The organism is Sulfurimonas paralvinellae, assembly GCF_014905135.1.
Lineage (GTDB): Bacteria > Campylobacterota > Campylobacteria > Campylobacterales > Sulfurimonadaceae > Sulfurimonas > Sulfurimonas paralvinellae.
On record NZ_CP041406.1, the window covers coordinates 1,559,040 to 1,578,414 of the forward strand.

At 37.7% G+C, this 19,375-nt stretch carries 18 protein-coding genes; 6 read left to right on the forward strand and 12 right to left on the reverse strand.

Annotated elements, in window-relative coordinates; translation table 11 throughout:
- From yidC to FM071_RS08060, 8 genes are all read right to left on the reverse strand, one after another.
- Window positions 1-1,599: a membrane protein insertase YidC gene (gene yidC / locus FM071_RS08025; RefSeq protein ID WP_193110480.1), complete on the reverse strand. Its 1,599-nt coding sequence runs from the start codon at window positions 1,597-1,599 to the stop codon at window positions 1-3.
- 3 nt (window positions 1,600-1,602) lie between these two features.
- Window positions 1,603-1,968, reverse strand: coding sequence for a membrane protein insertion efficiency factor YidD (gene yidD, locus FM071_RS08030; RefSeq protein WP_347402243.1), 366 nt, complete (start codon window positions 1,966-1,968; stop codon window positions 1,603-1,605).
- Window positions 1,907-2,248, reverse strand: coding sequence for a ribonuclease P protein component (rnpA, locus tag FM071_RS08035; protein ID WP_347402249.1), 342 nt, complete (start codon window positions 2,246-2,248; stop codon window positions 1,907-1,909). The genes yidD and rnpA overlap by 62 nt, the downstream gene beginning before the upstream one ends.
- On the reverse strand, window positions 2,236-2,370 hold the full coding sequence (gene rpmH, locus FM071_RS08040; RefSeq protein WP_152183943.1) for a 50S ribosomal protein L34: 135 nt from the start codon (window positions 2,368-2,370) through the stop codon (window positions 2,236-2,238). The genes rnpA and rpmH overlap by 13 nt, the downstream gene beginning before the upstream one ends.
- Window positions 2,371-2,556: 186 nt before the next feature.
- Window positions 2,557-5,136, reverse strand: coding sequence for an ATP-dependent Clp protease ATP-binding subunit (locus FM071_RS08045; protein WP_193110484.1), 2,580 nt, complete (start codon window positions 5,134-5,136; stop codon window positions 2,557-2,559).
- Window positions 5,137-5,219: 83 nt separating this feature from the next.
- Complete coding sequence (locus FM071_RS08050; RefSeq protein WP_193110485.1) at window positions 5,220-6,092, reverse strand: 1-aminocyclopropane-1-carboxylate deaminase; 873 nt, start codon at window positions 6,090-6,092, stop codon at window positions 5,220-5,222.
- 6 nt (window positions 6,093-6,098) lie between these two features.
- On the reverse strand, window positions 6,099-6,929 hold the full coding sequence (locus FM071_RS08055; protein WP_193110487.1) for a peptidylprolyl isomerase: 831 nt from the start codon (window positions 6,927-6,929) through the stop codon (window positions 6,099-6,101).
- 71 nt (window positions 6,930-7,000) lie between these two features.
- Window positions 7,001-8,956, reverse strand: coding sequence for a response regulator (locus tag FM071_RS08060; protein WP_226960524.1), 1,956 nt, complete (start codon window positions 8,954-8,956; stop codon window positions 7,001-7,003).
- A 338-nt stretch (window positions 8,957-9,294) separates the two neighbouring features.
- Here FM071_RS08060 and nth point away from each other — a divergent pair, with 338 nt between their 5' ends.
- Both nth and FM071_RS08070 read left to right on the forward strand, forming a co-directional pair.
- Window positions 9,295-9,936 (forward strand): endonuclease III, encoded by a 642-nt coding sequence (nth, locus tag FM071_RS08065; protein ID WP_193110489.1) that lies wholly within the window; start codon window positions 9,295-9,297, stop codon window positions 9,934-9,936.
- Between the two features lie 25 nt (window positions 9,937-9,961).
- Window positions 9,962-10,189: a hypothetical protein gene (locus tag FM071_RS08070; protein WP_193110491.1), complete on the forward strand. Its 228-nt coding sequence runs from the start codon at window positions 9,962-9,964 to the stop codon at window positions 10,187-10,189.
- Between the two features lies 1 nt (window position 10,190).
- Here FM071_RS08070 and FM071_RS08075 read toward each other — a convergent pair whose 3' ends face one another.
- The gene (locus tag FM071_RS08075; RefSeq protein WP_193110493.1) at window positions 10,191-11,537 is read right to left on the reverse strand and encodes a hypothetical protein; all 1,347 of its coding nucleotides are present in this window, start codon (window positions 11,535-11,537) and stop codon (window positions 10,191-10,193) included.
- Window positions 11,538-11,544: 7 nt separating this feature from the next.
- Window positions 11,545-12,261 carry a carboxy-S-adenosyl-L-methionine synthase CmoA gene (cmoA, locus tag FM071_RS08080; RefSeq protein WP_193110495.1) on the reverse strand — a complete coding sequence of 239 codons (717 nt, stop codon included), beginning with the start codon at window positions 12,259-12,261 and terminating at the stop codon, window positions 11,545-11,547.
- 64 nt (window positions 12,262-12,325) lie between these two features.
- On the opposite strand from cmoA, the gene FM071_RS08085 reads away from it, so the two are divergent.
- Window positions 12,326-12,688, forward strand: coding sequence for a hypothetical protein (locus FM071_RS08085; RefSeq protein WP_193110497.1), 363 nt, complete (start codon window positions 12,326-12,328; stop codon window positions 12,686-12,688).
- Here the strand turns inward: FM071_RS08085 and fbaA are convergent.
- The gene (gene fbaA / locus FM071_RS08090; protein WP_193110499.1) at window positions 12,685-13,764 is read right to left on the reverse strand and encodes a class II fructose-bisphosphate aldolase; all 1,080 of its coding nucleotides are present in this window, start codon (window positions 13,762-13,764) and stop codon (window positions 12,685-12,687) included. The two genes, FM071_RS08085 and fbaA, sit on opposite strands and share 4 nt — an antisense overlap.
- Before the next feature lie 95 nt (window positions 13,765-13,859).
- Between fbaA and FM071_RS08095 the strand changes: the two genes are divergently transcribed.
- The 3 genes from FM071_RS08095 to FM071_RS08105 are packed head-to-tail and all read left to right on the forward strand — an operon-like array spanning window position 13,860 to window position 16,907.
- On the forward strand, window positions 13,860-14,495 hold the full coding sequence (locus FM071_RS08095) for a hypothetical protein (protein WP_193110501.1): 636 nt from the start codon (window positions 13,860-13,862) through the stop codon (window positions 14,493-14,495).
- Between the two features lie 15 nt (window positions 14,496-14,510).
- Window positions 14,511-15,227 (forward strand): hypothetical protein, encoded by a 717-nt coding sequence (locus FM071_RS08100; protein WP_193110502.1) that lies wholly within the window; start codon window positions 14,511-14,513, stop codon window positions 15,225-15,227.
- Window positions 15,228-15,239: 12 nt separating this feature from the next.
- The gene (locus tag FM071_RS08105; RefSeq protein ID WP_193110503.1) at window positions 15,240-16,907 is read left to right on the forward strand and encodes a flagellar assembly protein A; all 1,668 of its coding nucleotides are present in this window, start codon (window positions 15,240-15,242) and stop codon (window positions 16,905-16,907) included.
- 16 nt (window positions 16,908-16,923) lie between these two features.
- Here FM071_RS08105 and FM071_RS08110 read toward each other — a convergent pair whose 3' ends face one another.
- Window positions 16,924-19,122 (reverse strand): methyl-accepting chemotaxis protein, encoded by a 2,199-nt coding sequence (locus FM071_RS08110; RefSeq protein WP_283949403.1) that lies wholly within the window; start codon window positions 19,120-19,122, stop codon window positions 16,924-16,926.
- Between the last annotated feature and the right edge of the window lie 253 nt (window positions 19,123-19,375).

Sequence of the window (19,375 nt, forward strand, 5' to 3'; positions counted from 1 at the left end):
CTATTTCTCGCTTTTTTTCTCTATGGCAGCTTTTGCATCTTCAGCATTTTTAAACTGCTGATTTACCATATACTGCTGTGCAATTGAGAAAAGGTTATTTGTAAACCAGTACAGAACAAGTCCTGAAGGGAATGTTACAAAGAAAAATGTAAAGATCACAGGAAGATATTTAAACACTTTTTCCTGCATTGGATCTGTAAAATTATTCGGTGTCATTCTCTGTTGTATAAACATTGAAGCACCCATTAAGATCGGTAGCACATAGTACGGATCCATACGTGAGAGGTCATTGATCCATAAAATCCAAGGAGCACCTTGCAGCTCAACCGCGTTTAAAAGGGTACGGTAGAGTGCAAAGAAAACTGGAATCTGCAGTAACATCGGCAGACAGCCTCCAAGCGGATTTGCTCCGTGTTTTTTGTACATCTCCATTGTCATGGCATTGAGTTTTTGAGGGTCTTTGCCATACTTCTCTTTGAGCTCTTTGAGCTTTGGAGCAAGTGTTTTCATCTTCTGCATGCTCACCATACCTTTGTATGTCAAAGGATACAGAACCGCTCTGATGATGAAAGTAAGTGCAATGATGGCCCATCCCCAGTTTCCAAAGATGCCATGCAGCCAGGAAAGCAGAGCAAAAAGCGGTTTTGCCGCAAAAGTAAACCAACCGTATTCGATGGCATTTGTAAGGACAGGATCAATCGCTTTTAAAACTTTATGCTCTTTTGGCCCAATATAACCGTGAATATTTTCATTTTGTGCAGCATCGAAATAGACGACAGGATTGTCATCACGACCTCGTTCTACGATTACGTTTGTATCTTTTTTGAAACCGTAAAGAATAATCGCCGTATACTGATCAAATGATGATGCAAGTTTCACATCCTGAAAAATCTGTCTGCCCTCGGCATCACCGTCTTCAATGATGTGCGCGACATCATCACCTGTGTAAATAAGTGCTCCGGCAACTGCCATAAGTTTTTTGGATACCTGCGGACGATCTCCAAGATAAACAAAGTGTCTTACATCTTTTGAAAGTGATATCTTTGCATCATAATGCCCATCTGCATAAAATGTCAAAACTTTTGTAACAGTCAGTGACGGAAGTTTTTGTGTCAAGGTAACTGTCACAGGCTGATCTTTTACTTGAACGTCACTAATGTCTGCCATGTATGGTGTTCGTATCGCTGCATCATTAATGGCATCATCTGCAAAACGAATATAAAGAGGCTTTGTTCCCTCACTCGGAATAACTTGAGCATGAAGGTCTTCATCATTTCTAAATTTATCTTCCAAAAGCTCTTTAGATGCTATACGTCCCAAAGTGTCGATTTTTAAAACAAACTTCTCACTTGTAACAGTTACGATATCACTTGATGTTGTATTGGAAGCTTTTTCCTCCGCTGCAATGGCATGTCCGGCTACTTCTTCTACTTTTTTACTAATGTCTTGTTTTGCACTCTGTGCCACTTCTGTTTGAGAGCTCTTTTCTGCTGTGTTTGGCTCCGCCGGTGGAAATATTGCAGTATATCCTACGAAAAAAACTACAGATAACAGTACTGCGACTATCAATCTTTGATTTGGTGTCATTTTGTCTAACACTAACTACCCTTTATATGAAAAATTTTTTATAATGTAATAACGGTTTTTTTTATTGGGAACCAACCAATATTTTATAGAATCAACGTCGAGTTTTGCGGGCTTTTGTTTGAGCTTATCCAAGAGTGGATACTCTATGCCGCCTTCAAAAAATTGATTACAACGTAGTATTCTAGTAAAAGAGTGGTAAAAAGCACTTGAAATTGAATTGTTTTCGAAATTTAGTCGTGCATATTCGCTGCAACTTGGGTAATATCTACACGAACCAAATCCAATGAGTGTAAAAAACCTTTGATAAAGCCATAAAAGCTTAAGCAGTAATTGCTTTAGCACGTAAGAGAACTTTTTTAAAATCATTGTGGAATTTTTCATGAGAAGTATCGAAGAGGCCCGCTTTTGCAACAAAAATATAAGTACCGTCTTTGAGAGAGTTTGAAAGTTCATAAAACATTGCACGCATTCTGCGTTTTGCTCGATTGCGTTTTACTGCATTTCCAATTTTTTTGGTTGCTGTAAAACCTACTTTATGAACTCCATTTTGAGGAAGGTAAAAAAGAACAACACTGTTTGCGTGTTGATTTTTTCCTTTTCTATAGATATAGCTGAACTCTTTATGAGTTTTAACTATATCAAATCCGCCTATACTGACAATTTTTTACGACCTTTAGCACGACGACGGTTAAGTACGTTACGACCGTTTGCAGTAGCCATTCTAGCTCTGAAACCATGTGTTCTTTTTCTAGGTGTATTATGTGGTTGGTATGTTCTTTTCATGTGACATATCCTTATTTAATTTAAGTCCGGAAGTGTACAAAATTTTTGCTTAAAGCGCGGTTAAGGTTTAAGTTCTCTGCTTATTCTTACGAAAGAAACCATAGATGTAGTTACAGAGTTAGGAGTAGATTATGCGCAGGATTTCCATCTTGGAAAACCACTGCGCATTGAGGATTATATTAAAGATTAAGAGATATTTACGGTTACTTCTCCATTTTGTACCGTAAACTCTACGCGAGAGCCTTCAGTGACTTTACCTTCCAAGATAAGGTCAGCCAAACGGTCTTCAACAATCTCATAGAGAGCTCGTTTAAGCGGACGTGCTCCATATACAGGATCAAATCCTGCCTCTGCGATGTATGTTTTCGCTTCTTCAGAAAGCACAAGCTCAATATCACGCTCTTTGACTTTCTTTTTAATGTCATCAAAGAATATCTCGACAATTCCTTTAATTTGCTCTTGACCAAGCGCATTAAAGATAACAACATCATCAAGTCTATTTAAAAATTCCGGTTTAAAGGCCTGTTTCAACTCAGCCATAACCATTTTATCAAGCTCTTCACCTTGTGGATTATTGATGATTTTATCAGACGCGATATTTGACGTCAAGATAATAATGGTATTTGTAAAATCTACCGTCACACCTTTGTTATCTGTTAAACGCCCGTCATCAAGTACCTGTAAAAGGATGTTAAAGACATCCGGATGTGCTTTTTCCACCTCATCGAAAAGGATGACAGAATATGGTTTTCTACGCACCGCTTCGGTAAGCTGTCCGCCTTCTTCATACCCGACATAACCTGGAGCTGCACCGACCAAACGTGATACGGCATGTTTCTCCATGTACTCACTCATATCGATACGGATCATTGCATCTTCTGAGTCAAAGAGGAACTTCGCGAGCGTTTTTGCAGTCTGAGTTTTACCCACACCGGTAGGTCCTAGGAACAAGAAACTACCAATCGGTCTATTTTTGTCACTAAGTCCCGCTTTATTACGCTTGATAGCACGTGCTACGGCATGTGTCGCTCTCTCTTGACCGACTACTGTTTTGTTCAACTCATCTTCAACGTGAATGATTTTATCTTTTTCACTTTGAAGCATTTTGTTGACCGGTATGCCTGTCCATCTGCTTACAATTGAAGCAATGGATTCTTCATCGACAGAATTTTTAAGCAGCGTTCCAGCTTCTTGCATTCTTGCCCATTGTTCGTTAAGCGCCTTTTCTTCCTCGATTAGTTTTGGAATTTCACCATACTCAATCTCAGCAGCACGGTTAAAGTCAGCTTGTGCTTTTGCCAACTCTGCTTCACGACGTTTCGCTTCGATATCTACTTTAATACTCGAGATTTTCTCAAAAACCTCTTTTTCAGTTTTAAATTGAGACTCGAGATTTCTTACTTTCTCTTCTACATCAGCAAGCTCTTTCTCTATCTCTTCAAGGCGTTTTTCATTTGAAGGTGTTTTTTCCATCTTCAACGCCTCTTTTTCAACCATTAACTCTGAGAGTTTACGTTTTGCAGCACTGAGTTCATTCGGCTCAGATTCTATCTGCATTTTCAGCTCAGCTGCTGCTTCATCAATAAGGTCAATCGCTTTATCCGGCAAGAATCTGTCAGCAATGTATCTATCAGAAAGTTTTGCTGCAGCAACAAGTGCAGAGTCCGTAATATTTACATTATGGTGCGCTTCAAGTCTCTCTTTTATTCCACGAAGAATTTGCAGTGACTGATTCACTGTCGGTTCATCTACAGAGATAGGAAGGAAACGACGTTGCAATGCTGCATCTTTTTCAAAGTATTTTCTATACTCTTTAAGTGTCGTTGCACCGATAGTATGCAATTCACCACGAGCGAGTGCTGGTTTCAAGATATTTGCCGCATCCATTGAACCCTCAGATGCTCCAGCACCGACAATCGTATGAATCTCATCGATAAAGAGAATGATATTTCCGTTCTCTTTTACCTCATCGATAACCGCTTTGAGTCTGTCTTCAAATTCACCACGATATTTTGCACCGGCGATAAGTGCCGACATATCAAGTGCTATCAAACGTTTGTTCTGTAAAGACGTTGGAACATCCCCACTATGAATTCTCTGTGCAAGCCCTTCAACAAGTGCCGTTTTACCAACTCCAGGTTCACCGAGGAGCATCGGATTGTTTTTCGTTTTACGGATGAGAATCTGCATCGTTCTTGCAATCTCTTCATCACGTCCGATTACAGGAGGCAGTTTTCCCTCTGCTGCTTCTTTTGTAAGATCGATTCCGTATTTATCCAAAGACTCTAACGTTTCATCTGCAGTCTGTGAATCTATCTTCGCACCGCCACGAGCTGCTTCCAGCTCTTTAGCAAGATCCATAGTATTGATATACTTCGGTAAAATCTCAGAGAATGGAGGTGTCTGCAAGTTTGCCAAGATATAAGTGTCTACTGCCAAGAAAGCATCTCCATTTTTTATCATGAGACCTTCTCCGTTTTGTAAGGTTCTCACAAACTCTTGAGAAAGCTTAATGTTCTCTTTTGTTACAGATGAAGATTTTGGAAGTTTTTCTGCCATTGACTTAATGTCAAGCTCCATTGCAACTTTATCGACACCCATTTTATTGAACATCTGATTAAGCACCGAATCAGAATTCGTCAAAAGTGCCCATAAGAAGTGGATTGGTGTCACTTCCTGATTTTTATTATGAAGCGCCAATGAGACTGCACTCTCAATTGATTCTGTCATGTTATGTGTTAGTTTTTCGAAAATATTATTAGCCATTTTTAAATCCTTCTATTTTTTTTCTGACGTAAGTATATTCTATTTCTCAAAATAGCTTTGCTACTTAAGTCGCATAAATTATACTACTTGAGTATACCTTTGTCAATATTTTTATATCTTGGTAGCATAGAGGCATTGCCACTCACACCGCCACTATGTATATAAAGGATTCTCTCATCAGTTTGTTCAAGAAGTGTCTGCCACATCAAAGGAGCGTAGAGCAGATCAAATTCAATACCTCCAGATTTGAGCTTTTGATACATCTCATAAAACTCCGGATAAGGCTTTGCAAAATGATACTTTTTCTTTGATTCTAAAATATGAAGATTTTTCGGCAGTTTTCCAAGTGCGAGCATCTGTTCTTTTAGATAGCTGACATCACCGACACTCGGCGTTGTATAGATCCTATACTCCGGCAGTGCCAATGCTAAAAAGTATGCTGTCGTTCCTGTTCCCGAAGGCGTTGCCAATGATTGAATATCTTTATGCTCACGCAGCTGTTCGCGCAGCTCATCTGCCAAGACTTCAAGACCTTCTTTTGCCTCTGTTACCGCCCCGCCCTGATCGAGTATAAAAATTTTTTCATCAAGGTTTAGCCGTAAAGATGCTATAAAATCTCTATAGAGTTCATGCTCTATTTCATGATGCGTCATTCCTAGAGCAAGTGCTGTCGCAAAATTTCCAAGAGTGTTCTCTCGTTGTTGTCTACTTAGAGGTTTGGAGTAATAGATAAAATTCCAACCTTTTTGCCTACACATAGCTGCAATTGCAAGCATTGCATTGGACTGTGTACCGCCATAAGAGATAATTGTGTGGTAAAGTTCTTTTGGTGTTTGTAGAAGAGTGTAGAGTTTTCTGTATTTGTTTCCTGCCAAATAAGGGTCAATGAGATCATCCCTTTTGACAAGAAACTCTCTTGTGTCTAAAATAATTTTAGACAGAGGAGAGAGTTGCATAGAATGTTACTTGATTACAGCTTTCTTCTGTAATGCATCCATTTTTTTCTTCATGACTTCTTTGAATTTTTCCATTTTCAAACGTTGTTCGATAAATGCTTTTACTTCATCGAATTTTCTTGTCATAGATGGTTTTTTATCTTCAAGATAGATAACATGGTACCCAAACTGTGTTTTTACAGGTTGTTGCGTAATCGTACCTTTTTTCATAGAAAATACTTTATCATTAAAAGCAGGAACCATCTGTCCTTTAGAAAAATATCCAAGATCACCACCATTTTTACCGCTAGGTCCGGTTGATTCTTTTTTTGCCAGCTCGATGAATTTTGCTTTGAGTTTATCACCACTTAAAGATTTAAGCTGTGCAATGATCTTCTTAGCTTCATCTTCAGTTTTTACCAAAATATGGCGTGCATGAACAGACTCTTTTTCTCTGAATTCATCCATATTTTTCTTGTAGTAGTCTTTGAGCTCTTTATTTGAGATTTTGATACTGTCAAGTAATTTTTTCTGCCATACCTGAATAGCAAGCTCTTTTTTCATGCGCTCTTCAAGTTTTTTATATTCACTCTTATACTCAGCAGATTTTGTTATGCCTGATTTTTTTGCATCATCATAAATAAGCTCTTTGCCAATAAGCTGTTGCAGAACCTGTTGTCTGAATGCTGCTTGTCTATCAGCCGGTACTTGATTGAATCTTCCCTGAGTAGCTTGCATTAACTCTTGGTCAACCTCTTCTTGCGTAATAGGTTTGCCATTTACGCTCACTAATGTTTTTGCTGATGCCACTGCTCCAGTGAGTAGTAAAGCAGAAAGTAAGATCGTTACTTTATTCATTATAGTTCCTTATAGATTAGTTATAAGAAGTTTAATGACAATATATTAACAATTATTAAACAACAGCTCTTTTACTCGGCAAATGTAAGATATTTGTCTAAAATAGATTCCAGTTTTTCCCGTGTCAACGGTTTTGAGAGATAATCATCGAGTCCTTCGGCCAACAACATCTCTTTATCCCCTTCCATAGCCATTGCAGTCAGTGCAACTATAGGCAATTCTCTGTCTCTCGGCATTTTATCTTTAATCTGTTTTGTTGCTATGATCCCGTTCATCTCAGGCATATCAATGTCCATGAAGATGATATCGTATCTGTTTTTTTCAGCCATTGAGACAGCTTCAAGCCCATTGGCGGCAGTGGCTACTTTGATATCATACTCCTGTAAAAGGATTTGAATGAGTCTTTGATTGATAAGATTGTCTTCGACGACCAAAGCAGTCAGTCTATGTTTTAACTGCAGCTCGTTTGTCTCTTCTTTTTTCGGTTCAAATTTATGAACCGCATAAAGATGTTTTGCCATATTGCTTGGCAAGATTGGTTTATGAATCACTTCATCGACAATATGCGTCAGTTTTGTCTGTAGTTTTTCATGCTCTTCCAACAGAAGTGTTATCGGTGCTTTTTTAGAATACGTTCCGAGTTCAAGCATCCATGAAGAGTCATTTTGATTGCCGACAATATAAAGCGCATCTATATCATCGTAAAGTGTCTCATCAAGAAGATTTGATTTGATGACATCAATAGCAAAAGCTCTGAGATAGATCGTTAAAAAGTTTGCTTCATCCACTCTTGAGTTATCAAGCAGTAGCACTTTTACTTTGCGTTTTGGCATCATTTTATAGTTTTGACCTTCAGAGTCTTTAAAATCAAGTACAAAGTTTACATATGTGCCATTATCTTTCTCACTCGTTATTCTCAGCTCAGAACCCATCAGTTTTGTAAGTCCGTGTGAGAGACTAAGTCCGACACCCATTCTCTGGTCTGCCTGATTTCCAGCAGTAAAAGGCTCATACATAAAGGCGATCTGCTCTTCTGAAATGCCTTTGCCGTTGTCTTTGACTCCAAAACCGATGCTGCAGGCACCGTTTTGTGCACGCTTGAGAACTTTAACTTCAAGGATGACCTTACCGCCGCGAGGTGTGAACTTAATGGCATTTTGAGTAATGGCATTCATGATCTGTAGAATCTTATTGATATCACCTGTCAGTTTCTGCGGAATTTTAGGGTCTATGAATGAAAGGACTTTCACCCCTTTCTCTTCTCCGGCTTTATAAAAATGGTAGGCGAGTTTTTCAATCTCCGGCAGCAGATTAAACGTTTCATTCTCCAATTCAAGGCGACCTCCCTGGAGCTGTGAAAGATCTAACAGAGTTTCAATATTCGTCATCAGACTTTTCGATGATTTTGAAATCATATTAATATATTCAAGTTGTGTAGCATCAAGGGAAGTCTCTTTAAGAAGTTCTACAAAACCAAGTATCCCGTTCATAGGTGTTCTAAATTCATGTCCTATATTGGCTAAGAACTTAGTTTTGAGTTTTTCTACTTCTTTGGTTTTCAATCTCGCCTTATGTAAACTCGTCACATCTCGCAATTCTAAGATATAAAGATTTTTATTATGGGGGTAGATATGACAATAAGCATCGATAACAAGAACTTCATTCGTCTCCTGTGATGCTAAACTAACACGGTAACCATCACTTTTATATTTTTTGATGTAGTCAAGCCAGCTTTTGTCAGACTCTGTAAATATCTCTTCGCTCTCATTTAAAAAGACATCTCTTATACTCTCTTTTTCTCTTTTAAAATCATTCATATCATGATAGGACATGGTTTCTAAAAACTTTTTATTTGCCCATATCCACCCTTCGCTCTCCAAGAAGCAGAGTATCATATTCTCATTTTTATTGACAATGTATTTAAAAAAGTTATTATCTAGATAGTGTGAAACATCATCATCTACTATAATCGGCTCACGTCCTGCCTCTTTTTTATCACTGCCAAATATCATTGAAAAAAATCCCATAATGTTATCCCCCAAAAAAAATGTCGTAATTTTGATTATATCACAAAAAAAGGATAAAATTGCTTTTTAGACTTCTTTCATAACCTCTGATACTCTTCAGAGGTCTAAAAAGAGTTAAGATTGTGCAAAATGTTTTTTGAAGCGTAGCCGTAGCTACGGTGATGAAAACTTTTGTGCAAGATTGATTCTTTTTAGACCTCCCTTCGGGTAAACTATACAAAAAGATATTCTGTGTTGGATAACCTTCACCGTAACTACGGCTACGCTGAAGAACATCCGCCTTGACTATCATATTGTATAGTTTACTGAAGAATATCAGAGGTTATGAAAGAAGTCTTATGAAAAAAGCAACAAAAAAAGAGATTCAAGAAATTCACAAAAGATTTATTCAAAGATACAGCGATGCCGTTACCGAATTAAAATACAAAAATGCCTATGAACTTGTCGTGGCAGTTGCACTCTCTGCGCAATGTACAGATAAACGTGTAAACCTTATCACACCGGCATTGTTTGAGAAATACTCCTCACCAAAAAAGCTGGCGGAAGCGGATATTGACGATGTTAAAAAACTTATAAACAGTTGTTCGTTTTTTAATAACAAGGCAAAAAATATTATAGCCATGGCCAAACGTGTCGTAGAGGTCTATAACGGTGAGATACCTATGGATGAAAAAGAGTTGCAGACACTTGCCGGTGTAGGGCAAAAAACAGCAAATGTCGTGATGATAGAGTACACCGGAGCTAATCTTATGGCCGTTGACACCCATGTATTTCGGGTTTCTCATCGTTTAGGGCTTAGTAATGACAAAACAGCCAAAGCGACAGAAGCAACGCTCGTAAAAAAGTTTAAAAACGACCTGCATGCACTCCATCAGGGGATGGTACTTTTCGGACGTTATATCTGCACGGCAAAAAATCCAAAATGTGATGAATGTTTTTTAACCGACCTTTGTAAGACAAAAGAGAGTTTCAAGGTTTAGGCATAGAATTTGCTTCTTTAGAAATATGAAAAAAATTTTATTCCTATTGCTGCTTAGCCTGAGCAGTTTTTTTCTCTCAGGCTGTGTAAACAAGCACGGCATTTCGGCAAAATATTACAGTGACTGCAAAGAGTATTATGACCTGCAGGGCTATTATCACAAAGAGTGCGGGGACGATGATATCGTAACATACAAGCAGATGGGAGACCTCATCAAAAAGAAAAAACCCGAACCGACCTCCAATGTATGGTAAATCAACGCAAAGTTTTTAAATAGAATTTTCCATTTTTCACAGTAAAAACGGCACTTGATATATCTGTTCTTCTACTTGCTTTTATACTCTTTTGAAAATTGTTCGAAGATGAGTAGAGTTTTCCTCTAGATACTTTTGGATCACCAAAGACCATATGCATTGCCTGTGATGCCATTGCATCTGCAATACTTCTCACATTCTGTCTCTTTTTCGACAACGATTCTTTTATAAGCAGTGTTGTCAGTGCAGCCACTTTTTGCTCGCCTGTTATTTTTGTATTGAAGATAATCTTATCATACTCTGTTGATGCGGCTCGTACAGGCATGACAAGTGCAAAATTTTTCGCATGATTCAAAGCAAAATATATGCCTTCCGTCGCATCTGTATGCTTATTTTGCTTTATGATAGGACCGTCATACAGTCCCGTTTTCTTATTATACGCATACGCTACACTGCAGTTTGAGTTATATCTGTTCTTTTTTAGCTTTGTACAGAGTACAGGTAAATTGAAATGTATATCTTTATATCTGCTATAGTGCACTTGAAAATATTTTTGATATTTTTTAAAAGGGTTGGAGGTATAAAACTCTTTTTCCTTAGGCAGTCTCCAGTAATTGACCATCGAATTTGTCTTGAGTTTACTCAGTTTGGCAACGACAACACCTTTTTGGTTTTTCACGCCGGCTTTATACTCTGTCACTTCATTGTTGGATTTAAAAAGGAAATTTCTGCCGCGATACCTGAAGTATCCGCTGTATATCAATGTATCGAGTTTTGTTTCATAGATCTTCGGCCATGGCTTGCCCTTTGCAAAAACTGCATCTTTTACAATCATGCGTGGTTTTTTTTGTAAAATATAATCAACATAAGCACTCGGCATTGCCCATATAAGTTTACTTTTTTTATCATATACCAAAGAGAAAAGATCATGCTGATTTTTCCACTCTATTTTTGTAACATACTTAAAATAACTTGTGTCATATGGATTTTTAATGGTATGCAGGGTTACAGGCAGTACAAAATCTTCTTGAATGACTATCCATTTTTTATATTTTTGATATCCCTGCTTTGTAACTTCTATAAGATACTTACCTGGTTTTAAAAGAATATTGTCATGATATTTTGGTTTTATGTTGAGTATTCGAACACGAGCACCTTGAGGCGCTTTTACATACAATGTATACTGCTGCGTGAGCGTATGTGCTGAAGTTTTGGCACTCTCTTTTGTTTGATTGCTCTCCTTCAGTGCTGTATCCGTGAGAACAACTGGAGCAGGCTTCTCCTGCATACAGCCCTGTAAAATAAGAACTAATAAAACCAAAGCCGGCAGATATGTAAAGAGTCTCATAAACATCCTATTTTATAGCAATGAACGTTGCAAAGTTTGCCCAGCGGAATATCACTTCACAATGTGAAAATCCTGCATTTTTTGCCATTGTCATATTTTCTTCTTCACTGTAAGGCACAAGCACATTCTCCAACGCCTCACGCTTTTGCATGATCTCATACTCCGAGTATCCCTGCTCTTTTTTAAAATCATAATAACACTCTATCAGATCTTTATTTAATTTTGAATGATGTGATATCACTTTTTCACTAAAGATAAAGACACCCTCCTCACGCAAAGAGGCAGCGATCTTTTTTAGAAGTTCTTCACGTACAAGTGGTCGAACAAACTGCAGTGTATAGTTTGAGATAAAGACATCTGCCTCTTTATAATCGTATTGTAAAATATCAGCTTCTTGAACATCGACATCCGCCCCAAAAGCTTCTATCTTTCTTGTGGCGCGTGCAAGCATCGCTTTTGAATTGTCAAGCCCTATCAATGTCGCTTTTGCATGCAGATCCCGGTGGATTTCTATAAGCAATGAAGCTGTCGAGCAGCCAAGATCATACAAATATCCATCCTCACGCAGGTTTTTCAAGGCAAAGAACTTTGTGATCTTCTGACTCTCTTTATAAAAAGGAACACTCCGCTCCAACATGTCATCAAAGACCGCGGCGACTTCTTCATCAAATTCAAACTGTTTTTTTATCGGTTTTGTAAATACTTTATCATTTTTGTCATTCATCGTATGCTATTTTATCGAAAATTGTCTATAATTAAAAAAGAATAATATTAGAAGAAGGTTTTTTATGGAAATAAGCACATCAACATGGATGATGACAGCCTTTATTGCAGGGATGATTGTAAGTATATGGAAAATGTACCCTTTTTTAGTCAATCGGACACTTGAAGATGATGATACGGGAGAAGATGCCCACAATTATCTCATTGAACTTATGCAAAAAGTTTTAAAAGAAGAGGAAACGGCACCTGACGCGAAAACTCTTCATGAAAAGATGACGGCACATGCGGATTTTGATAAAGAGAGATTTTGGAGATTTAATCTCAACAAACTCAATCAGCTGCTTTTCACGCACTATGCACAACACCCGCACTTGAGTTCTATTGAGGATATTCACCAGGAAGTGAACAAAGAGACTAAGAAAAATTAGTTTCTATTTAATGCATTTAAGTCTTTATAAGCCTGCAGTACACGCTCTACTAAAGACTCTTGCCCTGCTCGGAGCCATTTTCTAGGGTCATAATATTTTTTGTTCGGCTTATCATCACCTTCAGGGTTGCCGATCTGTCCTTGAAGATAGTCATGGTATTTTTCAACATAGTTCTTCACACCTGACCATGTAGCCCACTGTGTATCTGTATCGATGTTCATTTTGATGACACCGTAAGAGATTGCTTCAGAAATTTCTGAAGGCAGTGAACCAGAACCACCATGGAAAACAAAGTTTACAGGTTTTTCAGCTGTGCCGAACTTCTCTTGGATGTATTTTTGTGAGTTATCCAAGATCTTTGGCGTGAGCTGCACATTTCCTGGTTTGTAAACACCATGGACATTTCCAAATGACGCAGCGATGGTAAAGTGTGGTGATACTTCTCTGAGTTCTTTATAAGCAAGAGCGACTTCTTCTGGCTGCGTGTATAAGAGAGCATTGTCAATGTTCGTATTGTCAACACCATCCTCTTCTCCACCTGTACAGCCAAGTTCTATCTCGATGCTCATACCTATCTTGCTCATTCGCTCCAGATATGCTTTAGAGATACCTATGTTCTCTTCTAACGGCTCTTCAGAGAGATCGAGCATATGTGAAGAAAAGAGTGGTTTACCTTGTGTTTTATAATAAGATTCGCCTGCTTCTAAAAGTGCATTGATCCATGGCAGTAATTTCTTTGCAGCATGGTCTGTATGCAGAATAACCGGAACACCATAAGCTTCGGCCATCATATGCGTGTGAATAGCACCTGCTACCGCACCTGTGATCGCTGCTTTTTCATTTTCATTGCTTAACCCTTTGCCTGCATAAAAAGATGCACCGCCGTTACTAAACTGAATGATAACAGGAGAGTTTGCTTTGGCCGCAGCTTCCAAAACACCGTTTAAAGAGTCACTGTTGACAACATTCACAGCAGGTATGGCAAAACCCTCTTTTTTTGCATGATCATAAACTTTTTGAACATCTTCGCCAAAAAGAACTCCGGGTTTTACAATATCTAAAATGCCTTTGCTCATAATACTTCCCTAAAAAAATTAATTTCAACCCGGATTATAATATATACTACATTTAAAACAACTTTATGTTAGAATGAAGTCAAAAAGAAACCATAATGCCTTTATATAGAGAAATCACAACAGATATTGTTCTCATAGATATTATTGATTTTTCCAAGCTCGATGCAAAGCAGCAGCTTGAGATCATCTCTTTTTTAACCCGAAGCTACCGTAAGGTGATAGAGAAGATGCTTTCTCACTCCGAGATAGTTCTCGAGAGTTTCATTATGGGCTTCATTCCAACCGGAGACGGTTTTTACTGTATTTTAAGTCCAAAGTATAAAGGATACGGTGTTATTCTGGGACTTAGTTTCAACCATTTTTCAGACCAAATAGCCAAGATGTTTCCCTATTTTCATGGTATACGCATCGCTGTCCATACCGGAGGCGTCAACCAGTTTCGGGACATTTTAGGACACAAGAATTTCATAGGTGACGGACTCAACGACTGTGCACGCTATCTTGAGCTCAAAGACTTTACCATCTCTACGGTCATGGTCTCCGACACTGCCTATGAAAACTTTAAAAGCTTCCTTTCAAAGAGAGAAGATTACAAAGAGCTTTTACAAAGAAGAGAGTTTAAACGCTCTGATGCCTACATATTTCAAGACAAGCATCATATAACAAAACGGGGTTATTTAGTCTGGATGAGAAAATCGGGTATAATTACTCCTCCAAAATATAAACTTTAAAACAGAGGGCAGACCATGCGATTGACCTTAGACGAATATTCAAAACATTTTAAAATGTCCAAAGAGATGATTAACTCCAAACTGCGTGCAAAAAAACTCAACTACATCATTGAAGACGGTATTACTTACATTATTGTCACCCGCAGCTCATTAGAACCCCAAAAACGTGAAGAGATCCACAAAGAAAAAAAGCAGACCATACAATCGCAAAAAGAAGAGACACAAAAAAAGAACGAGGAAAGAAAAATGCCGCAAAAACCTAAAACAACCGTTGCAATGGTACTTTCTCTTTATCAAAAAGAGAATCAACACCTCAAAGAAAAAATAGTACAGCTAGAAGCCAAGATAGACAAACTCATTGACGACAAGGAACAGATGCTGCGTGATGAGATGAACAAAATTGAGCAGGTATATTCTCAAAAAGATGAGCAGCTCAAAAATATTTTAGAGTTGATGAACACGCAACTGCTCACGCAAAAGTCGCAAACTATCCATGATGTTGAAACCGTTAGTGCTGATGTTGCGATCAAGAAAGAAAAAAATAAAAAAGAAGATGAAATTGTAGAACTCAAAGAATATCTCAAAACACTTGATCTTGAACCCTACCAAAGAAAGATCATCAAAAAAAGATTTTTGGCAGTATATGACAAAGACGTTCGTGTTATCAAACAAAACGGCAAACTCTATCTGAACTTTTCAAAATACGATTACAGCGACCTTTTAGAGTATTAGGAGTTATCAAGAGTGGCAACAAAAGAGCTTATAAAAACAAAACATATCAAAGATGCTCTTCAACGCTATGCGACAGATAATCTCATTCCACTCTCCGAATGTGATTTTACAATCAATAAAGTGGATACACTGGTTAAAAATGCAAGGAACCATGAGTTTGAGCACTATACAAAAGAGCGTCTAGAAGAATATCTCAACCCCGAAACAATTCTCAATGAGCATGTTGAATTTACGCAGATATACACCATCACTGCCATGCAAAAAGATACTCAGGAGATGGATCTTCTCTACACAATCGATTACGGAAGATATGCGACACATCCAACACTCATTCTCTCGCCGAAATCAAAAATACCCTATAAACGATATGCGCCTTCTGATACACTTAAACTGCTTTATAGAGAACTTAACAAGATAAAAGCCGCTAACGAGATTCTTATTGGCATCTTTGATGAAACTATGAAAACGACACTGAAGAAATTTGTAAAGTACCTCTATGCAGGAAAGTTTACAAAAAAAGTAAAAATTTCTCTTTTTGAAGGCATTGAACCTGTTGTTGCACGCCAAAGCCGTGTTATTTTCTGGTTCAAGGAAAAAGAAAAAGAAGGCATGGTTATAGAAGTCGATAAAGATGAGATACTAATAGAATACAAAAAACCGATCTATGGACATAATGGGTTCAATGCACACGGAAAATATATTGACACACTTTATGCACAGAACAATGATGATGTAAACATAGAGATAGATCCAAAATCTGTACGCATTGAGGAAGATAATAACTCGAAACGCTACATCAGTATAAACAAAGGCTATGTTCATTATGACGGTGTCAAACTCTCGGTAGACAACCGACTGAGACTTCATGAGATATCACGCAATAAACATATTATAGATTCTCATGATGAAGATAATAACATCGATGTCATTGTTGCGCAGCATGACGTCACAAAAGATTCCGTTGGCGAAGGTGTAGAACTTGTTTCTGAATGTATTGCCGTTGAAGGGTTTGTCGGTGCCGGATCCACGCTCGAAGCGATGCAGCTTGAGATCAAAGGAGCTACGCATCAGGACTCCAAACAATTCGCAAAGTTTGCCAAGATAAATCGCCATAAAGGAACGCTGCGTTGTCATGAAGCTGAAATAGGACTGCTTGAAGGCGGTACTGTACATGCAACGAAAGTAAAGGTAGAATCTTCTCTCGGTGGGCAGATTTATGCACAGGATGTTGTCATAGGACATACAAAGAACAACCTCAAGGTCTATGCATCAAACTCGATCACCGTACGACTTGTCAGCGGAGAGGACAATCTTTTTCAAATAAACTACAGAGATATTCCAATTCTCGATGCAAAGATACAATTCATTCAAGAAGAACTCGAAGATCTTAAATACAGAGTCGATCAGGCAAAACGCTTTCAACCGCAGGAAGTGAAACTCTTAGAAGATGAGATAGCTTCACTAAAGATTGAAGAGAAAAAGATCGTTGAGTCCTACAAAACAGCCACAATTACAGTTGAACAGCCATTTAGAGGTTTAAACTCCATAGTTTTCACAATAGATAAAGACCATGAGATTCACTACAAAACTGATGCAAAAGCCTACCTTCCATTTCATTTGAAAATAGATGACGGCACCATAACATTGCTTCCTCCTGCCATTTCTCTTACAATTGAATGAAGTTTAACAATTAAGTCTATTTATGATGGATCTTTGCTTTTTCAGAGACCATCTCATCAAGTTTAGAAAAGAGCAGATAACTTTGAGCTTCCATATCTTTAAAGTTAGCTACGATCTCATCTTCATGCTCCAGTCGTGTATCGACAGGTTTCAAAAAGTCAAGGTTGTGATAAACATCATCATGGACATGTTTATGCGGCTCTTCCATCTCTTTAAAAGCTTTGGTAGTGCCAAAACGCTCTTTCCCTGTGGTGGTATACCATTTGCCAAGACGACATTCGGTATGACGTGTAAATTCTTTTTGCGTATCAACATTTACAATAGTATTGTAAGCATCAGATTTAAAGATGATATGATCAATTTTTGCCAAAACTACAAAAACTCTGTTCTCCATATCTTCAACGACATCTGCCATCAGTCCTGCATCATCATTAAGCTCAGACATGGTTGCATTAAAAGCTTCTACGGAATCTGAAGACTCTTCTGCCAACAGCGTCATAGCTTCTGATTTATCTAAAACGGTACTTGCTTCTTGCTTCATGGAGTTGATAGAGATAGTGATCTCGCTTGTCGCTTTTTGCGTTCTCTCGGCAAGTTTTCTAACCTCATCGGCAACAACGGCAAAACCACGTCCGTGTTCACCTGCACGAGCTGCTTCAATGGCTGCATTGAGTGCCAATAGATTTGTCTGCTCTGCAATATCTTTAATGAGATCAACAACAGAAGTGATCTCATTTGTTTTTTCATTCAAATCTTCTATGGAAACATTACTGTCATTTATATGTTCAACCAGACTTTGAAGTTTAGATAAGATAGCTTCTACCTGCTGCATACTTTCAGAGGATTGGGAACTTGTTTTTTGGGTATTTCTATGGACATCACCCAGCTCATCGATAACATTGGCTATTTCACCTTGGATAAGTTTAAGACCATCGCCAACATTATTGATGCTAAGAACAGAGCTGTTAAAAGAGATGACCTTTTGCTTCTCATTAGCATCTTTCATCGCATCAATACCACTTTTAACCATATGTATGGCTTCAGAAAAATCTCCACTTAATCCCTCATCCTTAAGTTCATAACTAAAATCACCTGCTGATGCTTTGTGTACCGAAGTATTAATTCGTTCTGTTAAAGTTTTCATAATAGTTACAAGTGATTGTAAAAGTACGGTAATCTCATCCATCTCATTACGAACTGTTTTTCTGCGATTAACAACAACGTTTAAGTCACCCTCCGTTACTTTTGTAATTAACATTTTAAATCTATCAATAGCTCCGGTAATACCCTTTGTCACACTCAAAGAGATATAGATGACAAAACCAAGAATAAACAAAGAGGATATGATTAAAAATAACATTTTTCTTAATGCTCCGGAAGCTTTTGATGCAGCCAAATTATTAATATCCTTAGATATCTCATCTTCCAACCATTTTAATTTATTTATTTTTTTAGTTATTGTTTTAAACCAATAAATTGGATCGATTCCAAATTCGCTCTCCTTGGAAAAAGCGAGCTGTCTTATTTTTTCAACTTCTGCAAAAGAAGGGTCTGAAGAAGCTTTTTTATATAAATCATTTATATGTTTTGTAGAGACATGTAAAAAAAGATTGAGAAGCGTCTTTTGCTGACTTACCAAAGATGCAAATTTAGCAGATGTGGCTCTGTTAAATCTATCTTTGGCAAATACCGCTGACAATACAGCTCTTTCAATGCCGGCACGCTCTTTTGCTGAGATAAAAAGAACGAGAGAGTTGAAATCATTACGAACTTCTCTGTCCTTTGGCTCAATAGAAAATTCAGAGATAGTATCTATAATTTTTTTATTTAAGCCTGTATAAAAAGAGACAGCACCACTCACAGGAATACTAAGACTGTTTACTTTTGTACGCATAGATGCAATCGCGTCAAAATCTATCTCACGTTTGACATACTCTGAGTAGCTATTTTTATGGGTATTGTAAAATTTTTTCAGCGCTGCAATTTTGATATCGGTAGTTTGTTGTTGTTGCGGCAAAATATCAGAAAACTTTTTACCCTTAGACCCTAAAAATCCCGCACTGGCACCACGCTCTTTTTGTAACTCATGCAAAACTGCACTCATTTTTACAGAGAGTGCTACTATCGATTTTGTTCTCTTCTGATCTGAATACTCATTCCACGATTCATAAGAGAGAACACTTGCATAAGCCAATATAACAGCCAGTACACTCAAACTAAGAACTATTAATCTTTGCCGTATAGTTAAATTCCTCATGTTTTCACCTTTATAGAATTATAAAATTTCAATTTGAAGTTCAATTATTAAAAAATATCTTATCTGCTTCCAGCTTAAATCGCACTAACACTCAGAAGAGACTTAAATGAAGCCTCTGAATAAAGTCACTTTCGTTACTCTGCATTTTAAAAGTTACGTGTTTTATATAATCCTACCTATCTTAAATATATATAGCTCATAAACCATTTAA

Coding starts and splice junctions, on each gene's coding strand:
- yidD (WP_347402243.1), bottom strand. CDS start 1,968: ATGAAAAATTCCACAATGATTTTAAAAAAGTTCTCTTACGTGCTAAAG.
- rpmH (WP_152183943.1), bottom strand. CDS start 2,370: ATGAAAAGAACATACCAACCACATAATACACCTAGAAAAAGAACACAT.
- FM071_RS08045 (WP_193110484.1), bottom strand. CDS start 5,136: ATGGCTAATAATATTTTCGAAAAACTAACACATAACATGACAGAATCA.
- FM071_RS08050 (WP_193110485.1), bottom strand. CDS start 6,092: ATGCAACTCTCTCCTCTGTCTAAAATTATTTTAGACACAAGAGAGTTT.
- FM071_RS08055 (WP_193110487.1), bottom strand. CDS start 6,929: ATGAATAAAGTAACGATCTTACTTTCTGCTTTACTACTCACTGGAGCA.
- FM071_RS08060 (WP_226960524.1), bottom strand. CDS start 8,956: ATGGGATTTTTTTCAATGATATTTGGCAGTGATAAAAAAGAGGCAGGA.
- nth (WP_193110489.1), top strand. CDS start 9,295: ATGAAAAAAGCAACAAAAAAAGAGATTCAAGAAATTCACAAAAGATTT.
- FM071_RS08070 (WP_193110491.1), top strand. CDS start 9,962: ATGAAAAAAATTTTATTCCTATTGCTGCTTAGCCTGAGCAGTTTTTTT.
- FM071_RS08075 (WP_193110493.1), bottom strand. CDS start 11,537: ATGAGACTCTTTACATATCTGCCGGCTTTGGTTTTATTAGTTCTTATT.
- cmoA (WP_193110495.1), bottom strand. CDS start 12,261: ATGAATGACAAAAATGATAAAGTATTTACAAAACCGATAAAAAAACAG.
- FM071_RS08085 (WP_193110497.1), top strand. CDS start 12,326: ATGGAAATAAGCACATCAACATGGATGATGACAGCCTTTATTGCAGGG.
- fbaA (WP_193110499.1), bottom strand. CDS start 13,764: ATGAGCAAAGGCATTTTAGATATTGTAAAACCCGGAGTTCTTTTTGGC.
- FM071_RS08095 (WP_193110501.1), top strand. CDS start 13,860: ATGCCTTTATATAGAGAAATCACAACAGATATTGTTCTCATAGATATT.
- FM071_RS08100 (WP_193110502.1), top strand. CDS start 14,511: ATGCGATTGACCTTAGACGAATATTCAAAACATTTTAAAATGTCCAAA.